This window comes from Mesorhizobium sp. LNHC232B00 (assembly GCF_000502435.1).
Lineage (GTDB): Bacteria > Pseudomonadota > Alphaproteobacteria > Rhizobiales > Rhizobiaceae > Mesorhizobium > Mesorhizobium opportunistum.
In genome coordinates this window covers 330361-348104 of the sequence record NZ_AYWP01000003.1, presented here as the reverse complement: position 1 = coordinate 348104, position 17744 = coordinate 330361, and the positions used below count along the sequence as shown (strand labels likewise).

The 17744-nt window shown below is 64.0% G+C and carries 18 protein-coding genes; 4 read left to right on the top strand and 14 right to left on the bottom strand.

All coding sequences use genetic code 11. The annotated features are described in order from the left end of the window. The first annotated feature begins 22 nt into the window (after positions 1-22). The 3 genes from X743_RS162590 to X743_RS162600 all read left to right on the top strand — a co-directional run bounded on the left by X743_RS162590 (position 23) and on the right by X743_RS162600 (position 2968). Positions 23-1771, top strand: coding sequence for a HAMP domain-containing sensor histidine kinase (locus X743_RS162590; RefSeq protein ID WP_031257499.1), 1749 nt, complete (start codon positions 23-25; stop codon positions 1769-1771). Then, positions 1746-2552, top strand: a complete 807-nt coding sequence (locus tag X743_RS162595; RefSeq protein WP_023764387.1) for a peptidoglycan-binding protein — start codon at positions 1746-1748, stop codon at positions 2550-2552. Before X743_RS162590 ends, X743_RS162595 begins: the two co-directional genes overlap by 26 nt. A 68-nt stretch (positions 2553-2620) precedes the next feature. Beyond that, complete coding sequence (locus X743_RS162600) at positions 2621-2968, top strand: DUF1491 family protein (protein ID WP_023764386.1); 348 nt, start codon at positions 2621-2623, stop codon at positions 2966-2968. On the opposite strand, the gene X743_RS162605 is transcribed toward X743_RS162600, so the two are convergent. Continuing rightward, positions 2946-3992, bottom strand: a complete 1047-nt coding sequence (locus X743_RS162605; RefSeq protein WP_023764385.1) for a hypothetical protein — start codon at positions 3990-3992, stop codon at positions 2946-2948. The two genes, X743_RS162600 and X743_RS162605, sit on opposite strands and share 23 nt — an antisense overlap. Positions 3993-4203: 211 nt before the next feature. Here X743_RS162605 and X743_RS0135535 point away from each other — a divergent pair, with 211 nt between their 5' ends. Further along, complete coding sequence (locus tag X743_RS0135535) at positions 4204-4386, top strand: hypothetical protein (RefSeq protein WP_245264166.1); 183 nt, start codon at positions 4204-4206, stop codon at positions 4384-4386. Between the two features lie 30 nt (positions 4387-4416). Here the strand turns inward: X743_RS0135535 and X743_RS162610 are convergent, their stop codons facing one another. From X743_RS162610 to X743_RS162670, 13 genes are all read right to left on the bottom strand, one after another. After that, complete coding sequence (locus X743_RS162610) at positions 4417-4986, bottom strand: DUF1254 domain-containing protein (RefSeq protein WP_023764383.1); 570 nt, start codon at positions 4984-4986, stop codon at positions 4417-4419. Next, complete coding sequence (locus tag X743_RS162615; protein ID WP_023764382.1) at positions 4979-5563, bottom strand: DUF1214 domain-containing protein; 585 nt, start codon at positions 5561-5563, stop codon at positions 4979-4981. Before X743_RS162615 ends, X743_RS162610 begins: the two co-directional genes overlap by 8 nt. Positions 5564-5825: 262 nt before the next feature. Then, a complete protein-coding gene (locus X743_RS162620; protein ID WP_023764381.1) occupies positions 5826-7979 on the bottom strand; it encodes a penicillin-binding protein 1A in 2154 nt (717 codons plus the stop codon). A gap of 146 nt (positions 7980-8125) precedes the next feature. Then, positions 8126-9382 (bottom strand): Zn-dependent hydrolase, encoded by a 1257-nt coding sequence (locus X743_RS162625; protein WP_023764380.1) that lies wholly within the window; start codon positions 9380-9382, stop codon positions 8126-8128. Beyond that, positions 9379-10227: a BtpA/SgcQ family protein gene (locus X743_RS162630; protein WP_023764379.1), complete on the bottom strand. Its 849-nt coding sequence runs from the start codon at positions 10225-10227 to the stop codon at positions 9379-9381. Before X743_RS162630 ends, X743_RS162625 begins: the two co-directional genes overlap by 4 nt. Further along, positions 10224-11135, bottom strand: a complete 912-nt coding sequence (locus X743_RS162635) for a ribokinase (protein ID WP_023764378.1) — start codon at positions 11133-11135, stop codon at positions 10224-10226. The genes X743_RS162630 and X743_RS162635 overlap by 4 nt, the downstream gene beginning before the upstream one ends. 13 nt (positions 11136-11148) lie before the next feature. After that, positions 11149-11919 carry a glutamine amidotransferase gene (locus tag X743_RS162640; protein WP_023764377.1) on the bottom strand — a complete coding sequence of 257 codons (771 nt, stop codon included), beginning with the start codon at positions 11917-11919 and terminating at the stop codon, positions 11149-11151. 30 nt (positions 11920-11949) lie between these two features. Further along, positions 11950-13038, bottom strand: coding sequence for a phosphotriesterase (locus X743_RS162645; RefSeq protein WP_023764376.1), 1089 nt, complete (start codon positions 13036-13038; stop codon positions 11950-11952). Between the two features lies 1 nt (position 13039). Next, on the bottom strand, positions 13040-14059 hold the full coding sequence (locus tag X743_RS162650; protein ID WP_023764375.1) for an ABC transporter permease: 1020 nt from the start codon (positions 14057-14059) through the stop codon (positions 13040-13042). Further along, entirely contained in the window at positions 14056-14853 is a 798-nt protein-coding gene (locus X743_RS162655; protein WP_023764374.1) for an ATP-binding cassette domain-containing protein, read from the bottom strand. Before X743_RS162655 ends, X743_RS162650 begins: the two co-directional genes overlap by 4 nt. A 99-nt stretch (positions 14854-14952) precedes the next feature. Then, entirely contained in the window at positions 14953-15894 is a 942-nt protein-coding gene (locus tag X743_RS162660; protein ID WP_013896446.1) for a substrate-binding domain-containing protein, read from the bottom strand. 133 nt (positions 15895-16027) lie between these two features. Next, positions 16028-16645 (bottom strand): cupin domain-containing protein, encoded by a 618-nt coding sequence (locus X743_RS162665; protein WP_023764373.1) that lies wholly within the window; start codon positions 16643-16645, stop codon positions 16028-16030. A gap of 157 nt (positions 16646-16802) precedes the next feature. Then, on the bottom strand, positions 16803-17735 hold the full coding sequence (locus X743_RS162670; RefSeq protein ID WP_023764372.1) for a dimethylarginine dimethylaminohydrolase family protein: 933 nt from the start codon (positions 17733-17735) through the stop codon (positions 16803-16805). Between the last annotated feature and the right edge of the window lie 9 nt (positions 17736-17744).

The following is a 17744-nucleotide window of genomic DNA, read 5'->3' as shown; positions in this document are numbered from 1 at the left end:
GATTGCCGCCGGTTGCGAACGTATGGTCCATCCCTCCATTCTCGGTCAGGGCGACCGCGAGCGCCAGCGCCGCTTCATCGGCGTCATGCTGGCGGCGCCGTTCTTCGCAGCCGGTGCCGCGGTCACGCTGGTTACATCGGGCATGGGCGCCGCGGTGACCATGGCCGCCATCTTCGCGGCCTTCGGTCTGTGCTGGTTCATCGCCCTGCTGGCGGCGGCGACCGGCAGGATGGCCGTGGCGGCACGGATCGCACTGGCGATGGCGGCCGTCGCGCTTGGTGGCCTTATCAGTGCCGCCGGCGGCTTGAGCTCTCCTGTCGCCATGCTCGTCGTGGCGCTGCCGTTCGAAGCCTGGTGGATCGGCGCCTCGCGCCGTGCGGCGCTGTGGGGGGCTGCCTCGGCCGTCGTCGCGATTGCCCTTCAGCCGCTGTCCGCGGCCTTCCTTCCATTCGCGGGCGCGCAGATCGCCGCCTGGCATTGGCTGGTGCCGCTGGCCTGGGCGCTCACGGTCGTGCCGCGCATATCGGCGTTTCGCGACACCGCCGGTGCGGCCGATAGAGCCGATACGGGGGATCGGCTGGAAGATATCATCGATGCGGTGGTCCTGCGCGTCGCTCGCCATGGCGAAGTCCTGGACGCCTCGGCCAGAGCACGGACGCTTTTGAAATTGCCGCCGGAGTTGCTTTCGGGAACCGGCTTCTTCGACCGCGTCCATCTGTCCGACCGTGTCGCCTATCTCAGCGCCTTGGCCGACATGCGCGATGGCGCCCTGTCGCGCCGCCTCGAACTGCGCATCAGGTTGCCCCAGAACGGCAATGGCCAAGGTGACAATCGCCTGATGGCTGACAATTATCGGCCGTTCGCGCTCGAACTGGTGCGCGGCGAAGAGCAGGGCGATGTCTTCACGCTGGTCCTGCGCGAGAATGACGAGACCGCCCGGCTGCGCGAAGAACTGGCGCGGGCCAATGAGGCGGCGGCCGCCGCCGAAGTGGCCAAGGGCCGGTTCCTGGCGGTGGTGAGCCATGAACTGCGCACGCCGTTGAATGCCATCATCGGCTTCTCGGACATGCTGCTGCACGAGATGTTCGGCGCCTTCAAGGACCCGCGCCAGAAGGAATATGTCGGCCTGGTGCGCGATTCCGGCCAACATCTGCTGGCCGTCGTGACATCCATACTCGACGTATCGAGGATCGAATCGGGCGCCTACGCAACGGAACCGGAGCCGTTCCGGTTCATGGAAGCCGTGGAAATGTGCCAGTCGATGATGCGGCTGCAGGCGCAAGCCAAGAACATCGACCTGCAGACGCAGATCGCGCCGGACGCCGGCGACATCAACGCCGATCGCCGGGCCGTGCAGCAGATCCTCATCAATCTCGTTTCCAACGCGGTCAAGTTCACGCCTGACGGCGGCGATGTCGTCGTCGGCGCCAAGCGGATCGGCTCGCGTCTGCATTTCTGGGTCAGGGACACCGGCATCGGCATCGCCGAGGAGGATTTCGCAAATCTCGGCAAGCCCTTCATGCAGATCCAGAACGACTACACCCGCCGTTTCGAGGGCACCGGTCTTGGTCTTTCCCTGGTGAAGGGCCTGGTGGCGCTGCACGAAGGCACGATGTCGATCGAAAGCATGCCGGGCGAGGGCACCACGGTGACCATCAGCCTGCCGGTCAACGGGCCGAAGGGGCGCCCAGTCAATCAGACCGGAGTGCTGACGATGCCGGTGATGAGGGCGAAAGGGGACAGGGATGGCTCGCTCCGCAAGACGGCCTAAGGCGGTCAAACGCCGCAGCAATGCCTTCCAGGACGGCGCCATTGCCGTCGGCGGCATGATTTCGCGAAATCCTGTCCTGGTGGGCGGATCGACGGCATTCCTGGTGACGCTGTTCTATGTCTCGGCGAATGCGCTGTGGTATCAGCCTTTCCCGCACGCCGGGGCGTTTTTCGCCACCCGCAGCTTTCAGGGATTTCCACATACGGCCACCGACGAGCCCGAGACCACGATCAACATCGTGCGGCCTAATGCGGCGCCCGCTCCGATCAAGGGCGATCCGGTGGTCGAGCAGGTGCAGGGCATATTGAAGGACCTCGACTTCTATTCCGGCACGGTCGATGGCATTTCGGGCCCCAATACGCGCAAGGCCATAGAAGCCTACCAGCAGAAGGTCGGGCTCAACGCCTCCGGCGAGATCGACGCGCTGCTGCTGGATCAACTGGGCGCGACGCCGAAGACCGCCGCCGTGCCGAAACCGCAGCCGCGTCCGGACACGCCGGCCGCCGTTCCGGTGTCTTTGCAGACAGGTTCTGGGCAGACAAGTTCTGGGCAGAATGACTTGGAGACGAATGCAGCGTTGCAGGGGCCTGATCCTCGCATCGTCAAGATCCAGGCCGGACTGAAGGCGTTCGGCAATGACGACATGCAACTGGACGGGGTCGTCGGTGCCCGCACCAAGGCGGCGATCAAGGAATTCCAGTCGCTGTTCGGGTTGCCGCAGACCGGCGAACCCGATGAGATCGTCTACGTCAAGATGCGCGAGATCGGCCTTACCAACTAACGGCAAAATGACGGATCGCCTCGCCGCGGAAACAGCGATACATAGCCCGCACGCTTTGCGGAGTTTTCATGCGCGTCACATCGGATCTGTGGGTTTCGGCCCTGTTGCGCCGGATTTTCAGCGCCGGCGGATTTGCCGCGGTGGTCAAGCGCGGCGCGACCGAGGCAGGCGCTGTTTTCGTGCTGGCCCGGGACAGGATGGGTGAAATGGCCCTCTATGGACCGGCGCCGCAGACAAGTTACGATTCGGCCAGGCCCGACGACCGCTTCTTCACCCTGCTTGCCGCCAGCAACGATGCCGCCGCGCTCGACGCGCGCCTCGAAAGGGAAAAGAAGTTCGATCCCGACATTTGGGTGGTCGAAATCGAGGCCGGCGCCGTCCCCGTCGAGGAGCTTATTTCCGTGAAGATGCCCTGAGGCCGGAGGACGTCACGGCATCGTCGCTGTTCGATGCCGTGCGGCTGTCGCCGTTTGCAGGCGCGGCCTCGCGAACCACTTTATGCAGCGTTTCGGCCTTCCAGCCCCGCACCCTCTCCAGAGCCACGTCGCGATGCAGCAGCCGGTACCGGTCGAGGTAGGTGCGGATCGCCTGCGGATGCGGGAACAGGCCGGGATAGACGGCGACCGTGATCAGGAACGCCCGGTCCTCGCTGAAATCGAGCGAGCGCAGCGCCGCAAGCAGCGGGGCATAATTCTGGTTAGCGGTCAGTGATTGCGCGGTCGAGAAATCGATGTCGAGGGCATCCGCAAGCGCCGTCTGGAAGAACGCGGCGTTTCCCGTCAGCGCCGTCTCGCGCAGTTTGACATAGGTATCCGAGCCAGGGAACGCATCGACCTGCGCCGCCAGGGCCTCGTCGCCGGTGCGCATCATGGAGCGCAGCCTGCGCCGTGCATTCTCGGCGGCAATGCCGGAGGCCTGTTGTGCTGCCGCACTGTCTTGCGCCACGTCCGTGGTGACGGCGGCCACGATCGGCGCCGTCGGCACCGTTGGAGCTTGCGCCTCTGGATCGCGCACGCGCACCAGGGTGGGTCTTTCAAGCGCCCTGATCAGGTCGGCGATGGTCGGGTTCAGATCCTTGCGCCGCGCGATGGCGCGTGCGTGCGGCAGCCCATGCCGGCCGATCAGCGCGATGAGGTCGATGTCACTGACCGCGCGCGAGCGGATGAGCAGCGGCGCGGCGACGTCGACCGGTTCCTCGCACAGGCGGCGCACCAGCGCGGCGGGCGCATATTCGCATTCGGAAAGGGCGGCTGCCACGTAGCGTCGCGATTCAAGGGACACATCGTCGAACAGCGGCAGCGTCAGGTCCTCGAGCTGGCCGATCTCGCGGCGTGAGGGGCGGGTCAGCGAGCAGAATGCCGATACCGCAGCGCGGAAAAGCCTTTCGGCCCTTCCCGATTCCGTCCGAACAGCGATTTGCCTGAAGTCCGAAGATGACACGAAGGATACGCCCGATACTCGATACACACTTTGCCACGCTCAACCAGGCTGTGCCGGTTTCGCGATTGCCTCGGTCAGAGCTGACCTTAGAACAAAGATCAAGTTAGCGATGATCCGTTAGCGCTCCGTTAACCCTCTGCCGGCCTTAATAACATTTGGAGGCGTTGCGTTGTGCTCCGGGGAAACCGAGAGGAATGCGCGGATCATGGGCATGGTACTGTCTTTCGTGCCGCGAACGGCACCGACCAATCGAGTAAAGCAAGCCACCGAAATACCGGCGGCGGTGATCATCTTTCCTGGCATCCGCTACGAGCGGTCCCAGGCCGGCGAGGTGCGGCCTGTCGATCCGGACACGCCGGGATCATCGCGGACGAAGCCTGTTCCGCACCATTGAAGCGTGGTGCTTAAACGGATCTAGGCGGCGCTAGAAGTCCTGCAGCTCGCAGGAACTCTGATCGAGAAAGCGCGACACGATCGGCTTCCAGCTGTCGTCCGGCACGAAGCTGCGGATGACGAAAATGCCCTCGTTGATCGGCGCCTCGACGAAGATCGCTCCCTGCATATCCTCGGGAAGGTCCTTGCGCACGTCGATCATCTGCGCCGGCGTCAGCACCACGGCATCCAGTTTGCCGCCTGTCGCGGTATGGTCGTTGAAGGAATAGATGTTGTGGCCGCTGCGGTCATAGACCGACACCGACCAGAAGGGCACGTTTCCCGGCGCCCTGATCCGGACAATTCCCTCGTCAAGGTCGAAGCGGCAGGCCGTGGCATAAAACAGCGGATCGACCGATTTCACCACCGGCGCGCCGCCCGCCTCGGCATCGAGCCGGTTCATCCTGTAGAGATCCGAGGCCATGGAAAGACGCGACCAGGCGTCACGTTCCGAGAATTCCGGCACCAGAAGCAAGACGACGATGTGGACGATGCCGGCGCCGACGAGGCCGAGCAGGACGGCGTGAAAGAGCCTCCGCATCGCGGCATGGACGCTACGCATCGCAGCCCACCTTCACGATCTTGGGCAACGAAACGTCCGACAGGCCGGTGCTGCTGGCGATCGGCGTGTCGTAGAAGGTCAAGACGAAATACATCCGCCCAGAACCGTCGGTCAGAAGCCAGTTGCCGGACATTGGGTGGTGGCCGGCGGAAATGATCACCGAATTGTCGGGCTGGCGAACCACCTCGTAGGACTGAAGTGCCGCAAGTCGCGGTTTGCCGGTTTCGATGACGCCGAGCGATTGATCGGCGGCATAAAGCGTCCAGAAGCGGGCGGTCGGAAACCCTCCCTCTATCGTGTAGGTGCATTGCCGCTTGAGTTGATCGCCGGCAGCGTCATTTTCCGCGACGAAGGACAGGCCTTCCGCACGGCCGAGCGTTAGCACACCCTCGCGTGCCACGCGCGCCTTGGAATAGGGGTCCGCGGCCGGCGTGCCAATGTCGGGAAAAGCGGTCCATTGGCCGATCCTGATCGCGCCGACACCGTCCTGGATCTTCAGTGCATACCAGACGCTGGCGCTGCCGCCGCCGATGGCTATGGCAAGCGAAAGCAGCATCAGGAAGGCATTTTTGAGCATGAAGGGCCGGGTTCACAGAGGATTGCCGCTCGGGGATATCGCGGCGCGGGGCCTCGTGGCAAGCGGAGGCTTCCGATTTGGAGGTAAGAGGCGTGTTTAGGGGGCGCCTCTTCCTTCTCCCCCTGTGGGAGAAGGTGGCCGAGCGAAGCTCGGTCGGATGAGGGGTGTTCCAGCTTGGCAATGACTCCGTCGCGCACCCCTCAACCGTCTCGGCGCTGAGCGCCGATCCACCTTCTCCCGCAGGGGGAGAGGGAAGACGCAATCACAACGCCGAAAGCGTTTCGGGCGTGGTGGAGGTGTCGAGCCTGGGGGCCGTCTGGAACAGTTGGGTCATGTCCCTCAGCGTCTGCGTGGTTCGGCTGGACAGCACCGGCGGGCGTTCGGCGGCGGCTTCGGCTGCCGCCTGGTCCTCGCTCTTCTTCTGGGCTTCCGCGGCCTTGGCCGCGATCTCCTCGTCGACGAACGGCTTGTCGATGCCGGGGATCGGCTTCAAGTCGATGTTCTGATGCGCGTAGACCATCAGCCGCTGCCACACCATCGCCGGCAGCGAGCCGCCGGTCATGTTCTTGGTTGGGGTGAAGTCATCGTTGCCTAGCCACACGGCCGCCGTGTAGTTGCCGGTGAAGCCGACAAACCAGGCATCGCGGTAGGATTGCGTCGTGCCAGTCTTACCGGCGACGACGATGTTGGGGATCTGGGCGCGCCGTGCCGTGCCTATCACCGGTACGGCCGTCAGCATGGTGTTCATGGATTTCAACGCCTGCTCGGAGAGCACACGATGCGGCGGCGGCGCGTCCTTGGTCCAGTCATACACCACGTCGCCAGTACGGGTGACGAGCTGCGTGATGCCATGCCTGGAGCCGACGAAGCCGTTCTGGGCAAACACGCTGTAGCCGGTCGCCTGGTCCATCACGGTCATGCCCGAAGTGCCGAGCACCATCGTCTTGTGTCCCTCGAGAGGCGATTCCACGCCAAACGCTTCCGCCATCGCCTTGATGGGAGCGATGCCGAGATGGTCCTTGGCCAGTCGCACCGGCACCGTGTTGATCGACTTCGCCATCGCCATCAGCAACGTGACGTTGCCAGCCGACCCGCCGCTGTAATTGTGCGGCGACCAGTTGCCCCAGCTGATCGGCCCGCCCGAGATGATCGAGTTCGGCGTAAAACCGTGTTCCATCGCCGTGGCGTAGACATAGGGCTTGAACGATGAGCCGGTTTGGCGCAGCGCCTTGGTGGCGCGGTTGAACTGGCTGGCGCCGTAGTCGCGGCCGCCGACGATCGCCCGCACCGCGCCGTTGGTCTCGATGACCACCACGGCACCCTCGGTGACGTTGTACTCCTTGCCGAACTGGCGCAGGTGGAACTCGACGGACTCCTCCGCCGCCTTCTGGATGTTGGCGTCGAAGGTGGTGTGGGCAACCAGCGAATGCTGGCCAGGCTTGGCGATCTTCTTGACCTCATCGAAGGCCCAGTCGAGATAGTAATCCGGGCTCTTCTGTTCGCCGCGATCGACGACGTCGGCGGGATGCAGCCTGGCCTGCAGCACCTGGCCCTCGGTCATGAAGCCGGAATCGACAAGGTTGGACAGCACCACATTGGCGCGCGCACGCGCCGCCGGCAGGTTGATGTGCGGTGCATATTTGGTCGGCGCCTTGAACAGGCCGGCCAGCATGGCGGCCTCGGCAAGGTTCAGGTCCTTGACGCTCTTGCCGAAATAGAAATCCGCCGCCGCCTCGATGCCGAACGTGCCGCCGCCCATATAGGCGCGGTCGAGATAGAGCTGCAGGATTTCCTTCTTCGACAGGTTGGCCTCGAGCCACAGCGACAGGAAGGCTTCCTTGATCTTGCGCTCGAAGGTCCGCTCATTGGTCAGGAACAGGTTCTTGGCCAACTGCTGGGTGATGCTGGAGCCGCCCTGGACGACCGAATTCGCCCGCACATTCTCGAAGATGGCCCTGGAAAGGCCGAGCACGTCGATGCCGTAATGGTCGAAAAAGCGGCGATCCTCGGTGGCGAGCACCGCCTTGATGACATGATCGGGCATCTCGTCGACCGGCACGGAATCGCGCTGGATGATGCCGCGCTGGCCGATCTCGTTGCCGTAACGGTCGAGGAAGGTGACGGCGAAGTCGCCCTGCGCCCGCCAGTCGCCCGAGGTGTCCTGGAAGGCCGGAATGGCCAGCGCCAGCATGACGACGATGCCGCCGGCGCCAAGCGTAAAGCCTTCGCTCAAAAGTTCGACGATGCCGCGGCGCCAGCCCTTGAGCCGGAAACGCCGTGAGAAGATCGTCGCGGCTTCCCAGAACTGGCGCGCCTTGAACCCGATCTCGTAGAGCGAGGAATCGAGCCAAGCGTCCAGCGCCAGCAGCCGGGCGGCGAGCGGACCTCTTCTCTTGCGTGGCTCAGGATCGACCATTCAAAAACCCGGCTCGGCTGTGACGCAACCTGAAAGCCGCAAGCAGGCAATTTCAGGGCCGCGCCCTGTCCTGACTATTCATCCATTTTGCCGGCGCTCACAAGGGCGGCGAGGACACAGCCGCAAGGTTTGTTGGTCTCGAATGACTATCGCCGCAATCCAAGCGACGAAGCCGCCGCGATGGCCGCCTGCAGCAGGACCCGCGTTCCGGTGATCGCGTCCGCGGGCTCCACATACTCCGCCTCGTTGTGGCTGAGCCCATCGCGGCACGGCACGAAAATCATCGCGGCGGGCGCCACGCGGGCGATGAACAGCGCGTCGTGGAATGCGCCTGATATCATTTGCTTGTGCGACAGCCCCAGCGACCTGACAGCGTCTTCGACGATCTTGATCATATCGGCGGAGAAAGCAGCGCCGGGCATGTCGAAGGATCGTTTGATCGTTGCCATGCAGCCCTGTGCCTCCGCCTCGGCCGTGCAGGCCTGGCGCGCCTCGGCCTCGATGGCATCAAGCCGCTCAGGCCGCGGATGCCTGAGGTCAACGGTGAAGGTCACCGACTGCGGTATGGCGTTGATCGATCCTGGTTGGGCGGCGATCCGGCCTACGGTCAGCCGCGCGCTGCTGTCGAGCGGCATGATCGTCGTCTGCAGCCTGTGTATCGCGGCAATCGCGGCGACCATCGGATCCCTGCGGTAGGCAAGGCCGGTGGTGCCGGCGTGACCGGCGGTGCCCTCGATGGAAACCTCCAGCCAGCGCGTGCCCTGGACGGCGGTCACGACACCGATCGGCAACTGCTCCTTTTCCAGGGAAGGCCCCTGTTCGATATGCAGCTCGATGTAACCTGATATCGGCACGCCGATCGGACGCAGGGCAGCCTCCGGCAAGGCTGCGATCGTCGCGTCGAGTTCCTTTGCGAGGGAGGCACCGTCGCTGCCGACGATCGATTTCCATGCGGCGGTGTCGGCGCCGGTGAACGCCATGGAGCCCATCACGCCCGGGGCGAAGCGGCTGCCCTCTTCATTGGCCCAGGCGACGACCTCGATCGGCATATGGGTCTCAGCCCTCGCGTCCTCGAGGGCTTCGAGAACCTCGAAGGCGGAAAGCGTGCCGAGCGCCCCATCGAAGCGGCCGCCCGTTGGCTGGCTGTCGAGATGGCTGCCGATCAGGAGCGGCGGCAGTGCTGCGTCCGCGCCCTCGCGACGGATGAAGAGGTTCGCGATCCCGTCCTGGAAAACGGTGAATCCGCGGTCCAGCGCCAATTCCGCCAGCAGGCGCCGGGCGCCTCGATCCTCGACGCTGAACGCCTGCCGGTTGACGCCCCCGGCCGGCGTCGCGCCGATCCGGGCAAACGCGTCGAGCCGTCGCAGCAGTCTTTCGCCGTCGATCTGCGGCGCAAGCCTCATCGCTTGAGGCCACGGATGAAGGCGCTCACCCGTTGCGGGTCGACCTGGTTCCACCAGACCCCGTCATGCTTCAGGGAACTCGCGACAATGACGCCGTCGACGATGTCGAGGATGTCGTTGGCGTTGTCGGGCGTCACGCCGCTGCCGACAAGCGTCGGCAATCCGGCCGCGTCCTTGATCATCCTGATATAGCCGAGGTCGGCGGCATGGCCGGTGCGCTGTCCGGTGGCGATGACCGCATCGGCATCGAAGAACACCAGGTCCTTGACCTGTTCCTCGACCGGCCGGTCGCCGACGATCGCATGGGCGCCATGCTTGACATGCGCGTCGGCGAAGATGCGGATGCCGTTGGCCCGAAGCCTGGCACGGAAGCGCATGGCGCGCGCCGCTTCGCCTTCGATAAAGCCCTCATTGGCGACGTAGGCGTTGGCCCATTGATTGACGCGCACGAAGGAAGAACCGGAGGCACTGGCGATCGACAGCGCGGGAATGGCGGCATTGGCGAGCACGTTGATGCCGACCGGCCGGCCAAGCTCGCGGCGGATACGGTCGGCGACGACCGACATGTAGGCGGAGGTTTCTGGGCCGATGTCATCCGGCTTGGCGAACGGCACGTCGCCGTGGTTCTCGACGATCACGCCGTCGCAACCGCCATCGAGATACGCCTTGGCATCGTTGAGGCCGCGCTGGTAGATCGCCTCGACCGCCTCGCCCTCATAGCGCGGCGCGCCCGGCAGGGGTGCGAGATGGACGACGCCGATCACCACCTTGCTTCTGCCGAAGATCGATCGCAGAGCGTCGTTCTCGCCCTGCTTGGAGCCGATGGATTTGGGGGGTTTTGTCATGCGGTTTCCGCTTCCGTCGTTTCCATGAGCGTTTTCATCTCCTGCCTGTCGGGGCAGGAGCCGAGCGTTCCGGCGCGTCCGACCGAGATGGCCGCGGCGCGAACCGCAATCCTGGCCGCTGCAGCGAGATCCATGCCGGCGGCAAGGCAGCCGGCGAGGCAACCGCAAAACACGTCACCCGCGCCGCTGGTGTCCGTCACAGCCACCTTGGGCGCCATGATCCGCTCGATCCGTCCTTCACCGTCGGCGACGAGGCAGCCAAGCGCCCCAAGCGTCACGACAGCGGTGCCTGCGCCTCGACGGATCAGCTCGCGGGCTGCCGCGTCAGGATCGCCTGTTCCGGTCAGTTGCGCCGCTTCGCCCGCATTGGCGATGACGAGGCTGACGTCGCTCAAATGCGGCGTCGCACCAGTTGCAAGCGGGCTTGGATTGAAGATGGTCACGGCACCCGCTTCATGCGCCGTCCTCAGACAGGCTGTCGTTGCATCCGGATGGAGATTGCCCTGCATCACGACGATGTCGCCGCGTTCGATCGAGGCCGCGAAACCACTCTCTGCCAGGGGATCGAAGGCAGTGGCGCAACTGGCACCGGTGACGATGAGGTTCTCGCCCCGCGCATCGACGATGATCGTCGAGCGGTCGCTCTCCTTGGGCAGCATCGTCAGATGGCTGGTGTCGAGGTCGCGGCGCAGTTGTTCCCTTATCCATGCCCCGGCGACATCATTGCCGATCGCCGTCCAGAACCGGACTTCGGTTCCGGTGCGCGCGGCGGCCACCGCCTGGTTCGCGCCCTTGCCGCCAAGTCCGTCGGCGTGCTCCGATGCGTTCAGCGTCTCGCCGGGCCGCGGGAACCGGTCCAGCCGAAACGTCGTATCGACGCAGACATTGCCGATGACATGGACGCGCATGGCTAATCCCTTGCTAGTCCTTGGCCGTTGCCCAGCCCAGCATCTGTTCGAACAGGGTCTTGTAGCCGCCCCAGGCGATGAAGCCCGGAGGCAGCCAGTGCGGGCCGACGTCCGAGGTCCAGGCGACGGTCCGGCCCTTGCCATATTTGCCGGTTACCAGCAGCGGCAGCGAACGGTAGTCGGAAGATACGGTGGCCAGAACCTCCGCACCATCCTTGACCGTGACCTCGTTGAAGCCGAGCAGGATCGGCCAATCCTTGCCCAAGCCCCTGAGAATTGGATGATCCTGCGGACCGACGACGGCCGGCGCATAGCCCTCCGGAACCTCGACACGGTCGTCGATGGGCAGGCACGTCACCGGCAGAACATCCTCGACCGGCGTCTTGTGATAGCGCGCGCCGCCGTTGATGCCCTGGAAGCTGTAATAGCCGCCGAACATCAGCAGGCCGCCGCCATTGCCGACATACTCGCGCAGCAGGCGCAGCCGGTTCGGCGTCGGCTTGGAATGGATCCAGGTGTCGGGGTGAAGCAACAGCGTGTTGGCGCCGAGATCGGAAAGCACGACCGCGTCATAGGCCGAAAGCGCGTCCATGGTCTGCGGGAAATTCCGCTGCGCCTCATGCGCCGGCATGAAGGTGACGTCGAACGGACCGTCCTTCAGCGCGGCCAGCAGTTCATCGGCGCCGGTGTGATAGGTCACGGTCGGAAACTGGTCGAAGCCCTTGATATGGGTCGCGGTCGAGACCCAGGACTCGCCTGCGAGAAGAACTTTCTTCCTGGACATATATACTCCTTGATTGCTTTGGGCCGCGGCTCAGGGGCCTTCGGCGAACACGGTCTTTGGATTGTCGATGAGCATGCGGTCGATGGCCGACTGCTCGACGCCATGGCGTTTCAGTCTCGGCACGAAATGCTTGAGCAGGAAGCCGTAGCCGAAGCCGCCAAAGCGCGTCAGCATGATCTTCAAAAACACGTCCTGCGACAGAAGAAGCCGATCGACCAGGCCCATGTCGATCAGCGAGCGGATTGCCTGCGCATTCTGCTCATCCGAAGGCGACTGCGCATCCTGGTCCGCATAATAGAAATCCATGCCGATCATGTCGTATTCCAGGAAGGCGCCGCGCGCGGCAAGGCTTCTCTGGTAGGCGAGATCGTCGTGGCTCGGGTTCATATGGCAAAGCACCGTGTGCCTGAGATCGGCGCCTTCCGCCTCGACGACGTCGAGCACGTCATGCGCCAGCCGTTCCCAGCCGGGCAGGTGGATGGTCAGCGGCACGCCGGTTATCCTGGAGGCGCGCGCCGAAGCTCGGAGCGACTTGCGTTCCTCGTCGGTGAAATCCTTGCTGACACCGACCTCGCCGATGATGCCGGCCATGATCTCGGGCTGCACCGCCCCGCCGCCGACATCGTTGACGAGGAATTCGGTGACATCGTCGACGTCCATCGCCTTCAGCCAGTCGGGGTGGGTGTGCTGCAGGTAGAAGCCCGTGCCCATGACGATCCGCAATCCGGAACTGCGGGCGATGCGCGCCAGCTTCACCGGATCGCGGCCGATGCCGATATTGGTCGCATCGACGACGGTGTGGCCGCCGAGCGCCCTGTACTTCGCCAGCTCCGAAAGCGCCAGGTCGCTGTCGTCGAGCGAGACGTTGTCGCGGTTCATGTAGGGGTTCATCCGCAGCTCGCCGATGATCTCCATGCTGACCGGCTGCTCGGCGATCTTCTTCTCGTCGGGATGACAGGGGCATTTCCACGATGTCGAACCATCGAGCAAGATATGCTCATGCATCAGGGTCACGCCCATGTCGGCGATCGCGACCGGGCCGGCAACCGTCATCACGGTGCCGGAGCGAACACCGATCGGCGCCCTTTGCCTTGGCGTATCGTCGAACAGATGATCCATGTCAGCGGCTCCGCGTTGCGCCCTTGAACAGCCGGAAATTCAGCCAGATGGCAACGAGAATGATTGTGCCGGTAACGATCGGCGTCAGGAAGGGCGACATATGTGCCAGGATCAGGCCGTTGCCGATGACCGCGACGGTCAGCGCGCCGAGTATGGTGCCGATGATCGTGCCGCGCCCGCCGAACAGGCTGGTGCCGCCAAGCACCACGGCGGCGATGACATCGAGCTCGAAACCCTGGCCGGAATTCGATGAGCCGGAGCCGAGCCGGGCCGCCAGAATGACACCGGCGACCGCCGCCGCCATGCCCGACAGGATGTAGACGAAGAGCGTCATGAAGCGTGTGTCGACACCGGCGCGGCGCACGGCTTCGGCATTGGCCCCGATGCCGGTGACATAGCGGCCGAACGGCGTCTGGTTGAAGGCGAGATAGGCGACGATCAGGACGAGAAGAGCGAGCAGTGCCGGCACCGGCACACCGAGGAACCAGGCCCTGCCGATGTTGACGAAGAAGCTGGTCGGCTCGACCGGGATCGAATAGCCACCGGTGATCAGCAGCGCAACGCCACGGATGACGGAAAGCCCGGCAAGCGTGACGATGAAGGCCGGTATGCGCTCATAGGCGATGAAGAAGCCCTGCAGGGCGCCGATCGCCGCTCCAAGCGCCAGCATGGCGACGACCACCAGCGGCCACGGCAGGCCAGCTTGGAGGGCAACGGCCGAGAGCGTCGCCGTCAGCGCCAGCACCGAACCGACCGAGAGATCGATGCCGCCGGTGGTTATGACGAAGGTCATCGCCGCCGCGACGATCAGCAGCGGTGCCGACTGGCGCACGATGTTGAGCAGATTGGGCGTCGTCAGGAAGGAACCGGTGACCAGCGAGAAGATCACGCAGACGACGATGAAGAACAGCGCGATGGAGACGACGCTGCCATTGGCTATCGCCACATCCTTCCACGTTCCCTTGTGGGCGCATTTGGGCGGCGAAACGCCAATCTCGGCGGACGGCGAGGTGGCGTTCATGGCTGTACCCCCTCATCGCGGCTGGCACGCGCCGACCGCGCATTGAATTTCCGGCCGACGATCAGGTTGACGACCTCCTCGATGCTGGTGTCGCCGATCTTGCGTTCTGCGACATTGCGGCCCTCGTACATGACCTGGATGCGGTCGCAGACCAGGAACAGATCCTGCAGCCGATGGGTGATGAGGATGACGCTGACGCCACGGGCGCTGACGGCACGGATGAGCTCCAGGACCGCCTCGACTTCCGCCACTGCAAGGGCCGCCGTCGGTTCGTCCATGATCAGCACCGACGGGTCGAAGGAGGCGGCACGGCCGATGGCGATCGACTGCCGCTGGCCGCCGGAGAGGTTTTCGACCTTGAGCCTGGTATCGGCGATGACGATGCCGAGGCGGTCGAGCATCTCGCGCGTCTCGCCATGCATGCGCCTGTTGTCGAGAAAGGGGACGCCAAGAACGTGGCGGCGCGGTTCGCGGCCGAGAAAGAGATTGCCCGCCACATCCACCGTGTCGCAGAGCGAAAGGTCTTGGTAGACCATCTCCACCCGAGCGGCGCGGGCATCGGCCGGCGAGGAAAAGGACACGGCCTTGCCATCGATCTCGATGCTGCCGGCATCCGGAATGACCGCGCCGGACAAAACTTTGCTCAGAGTGGATTTGCCGGCGCCGTTGTCGCCGACCAGGCCGAGCACCTCGCCGGGCTTCAATGTCAGCGAAACATCATCCAGCGTCTGGATGGGGCCGTATCGTTTGGAAATACCGGTCATCCTGACGCGGTAGGTCTCGCCATCGCTCATCACGGTTCCAGTTCTCGAAGGACGACATGTTCAATCGGTCGTCGGGCCGCGCGGCCAACCAATCAGGTCGATGCGCGGCCCGGCGGTCCGGGGAGGATACTACTTGAACATGTCCTTGAACTGGCCGACATTTTCCTTGGTCACGATGGTGATCGGAACATTGATGATCGGATCGATCTTCTCGCCCTTCTTGAGCTTGCCGAAGGCCTCGATGGCGGCCTTGCCTTCGCCAGCCGGATCCTGCTGGACGACGGCGACCACCCAGCCTTCCTCGAGACCTTGCACCGCCGATTTGGTCAGATCCCATCCGAACACCTTGACGTCGCCGGTGCGGCCCTGGCTGGTGACGGCGGAAACCGCACCGAGCAGCGCCGGCTCGCCGGTCGCATAGAGCGTCGTCATGTCGGCATTAGCGGTCATCAGGTTTTCCGAGGCGGAAAGGGCCACGTCCTGCACGTTCTGGCCGTCGACCGTATCGAGGAAGGTGACCTTCTGGCCGCTGTCGGCGACGGCCTTCTTGAAACCGTCGAGGCGCTGGTTCTGGATGAAGGAATTGAGCGCGCCGACAACGCCGATCTTCGCGGTTCCATTCATCTTGGTCTTGACATAGTCGGCGTAGAATTTGCCGATATCCTCACCCGCCTTGGTGTTGTCGACGCCGACGAAGGCGACATTGTCGCCATTCGGGATCTGCGCGTCGATGGCAATGACCGGAATGCCGGCGGCCTTGGCCGCGGTGATCGCCGGTTTCACACCGTTGACATCGATGGCGACGAGAATGATGCCGTCGACCTTCTGGGTGATGTAGTTCTCGATCGCGTCGTTCTGCGCGCTCGGCACGTTATTGGCGTTGAAGATGACGAGGTCGACGCCGGCAGCCTTCGCAGCGGCTGTTGCTCCGTCATTGATCTGGTTGAAGAAAAGAGCCTGCTGGTTGATGGTGACGAGTGCATAAGTCTCGGCCATGGCGGAGCCAGAACCAAGCGCGAAGGTCATGGCGATGGCCGCGGCGCAGCCTGAAAGGATCTTTGTAAGACGCATTCCGGTTCCCCTTGGTTTTGCGAAAAAGGCCCTTGATCGGGCTCACATGGCGCCTGAGCGCATGGGCATAATTCAAGATACGTGATTTCTTGTCAAGTGACTTGAATTAGCGTCGGCGAAGGGAGACCGCCTGTCAGAATGTCGCGGGCGTGTTCACCCAGAAAATGCTGGCGCGTTCGTCGCCGACATTGCGGTACCAATGGGGCAGTTCCGAATTGAAGACGAAGGAATCGCCGGCGGACAGGCGAAATGTCTTCTCACCGACCATCAGTTCGATGGCGCCTTCCAGGAGATAGCCGACTTCCTCGCCGGCATGCTGGATCGGGCCGGCGCTTTCACCGCCCGCCTCGATATGATGGATGTTGCACTGCAGGAGATGGCCCGGCGAATAGGGGATGACACGCTCGAGCGAAATGCCTTCGCCGCGCCGGAGCGGATCGAGCGCGATCAACGGCCGCGCTCCGGCTCGAAAGACGATGCCTTCCTCGCCATCGGACTCCTCGAACATCCAGCCAATGTTCGTGCCGAGCACCTCGACAAGCCGGTGGAGCATGGGAAGCGAGGGCGAGACCTTGCCGTTCTCGACCTTGGAAAGCAGGCTCTCGGAGCAGTTGGCGGCGGTGGCGAGCGCCTTCAGGGTCAGGCCCCGTGTCTGCCGGGAGAGCTTCAGCCTCGTGCCAAGCCGCAAGAGGCTGGTGGCGGTCGAGCGCTCGTCACTGCCCTTGCTGTTGTGGGTATCGATCTTGTTCATTGGGGGAGGCGAACATCTCCGCTGGTTGGGCCGACTCGTAAAACTGATCCGACGCGTTGTCCATCCTGTGATCATGGACAACGCGTCGGATCGGCATCACGGACCCGTCCAGGTCAAACGTCGCGCACGCCTTCCCGATACTGGCGAGCGCGCGGTCTCAGGCCGCTTCGCGTTTCAGCGCCTGCGCCATGCAGTGGATGCCGCCGCCGGTCTTGGAGATCTCGCTCATGTCGACCGCCGCGACCTCGAAGCCGCGCGCCTTGAGCTGGCCGATCAGCGTTTGGCTGGAGGTCGGCGCGATGACCCGATCCTTGCCGAGCGACATGAAATTGCAGCCGAGTGCCATCGTGTCCTGGAACGGCACGTCGATGATCTCGTGCCCCTTGCCCTTCAGCCAGTCGACGATGCCGGGCTCGGTGCAGGCGAGGCAGACGGCGGTGAGCTTCTCGGCGATTGGCACCACCATCAGGTCGATATGGACGTAATATTCGTCGATGAAGGCGATGCGCGTCTCCCAGCCTTCCTTTTCGAACCAGGCTTGCACCTGGCGGGCGCCTTCCTCCTGCGTGCGGGCGCCACCGCAGCCGATCAGCACCACGCCGTCCTCGATGACGTTGAAGTCGCCGCCCTCGAAGGTGCCCGCCGTGACCATGTCGTAGATCGGGATGCCGAGTTTCTCGTAGGTGCGGATGGCGGCGTAGTTCTCGCCGCGCCGCCACCAGTTGGCCATGGCGGTGATGATGGCGCCATAAGGCGTCATCACGCTGGAATCGCGCGAGTAAACCTGCATCGGCAGTTCCGGCGTCGGCTCGTGCCAATGGATGTTGACGCCGAAATGCTCATAGGCGGCGACCAGGTCCTTATGCTGCGCCTGCGCGATCTGGACGTTGCAGGGCGCCTCGCGCAGATGCTTTCGCGACAGCGAACTGGTCGACAGATGGCGCAGGAAATTGGGCGAGCCGAGCAGCACGTCGGTCAAGACGTCGGTTTCGTTGGCGAAGCCCCAGACGGTCAGCGGCTTGGTGCCGCCGGCCGGGTTGCGGCGTTGCAGCGAGAACGGTTCGGCGACGATGCGATCATGGACGGTCATGGGGCTCTC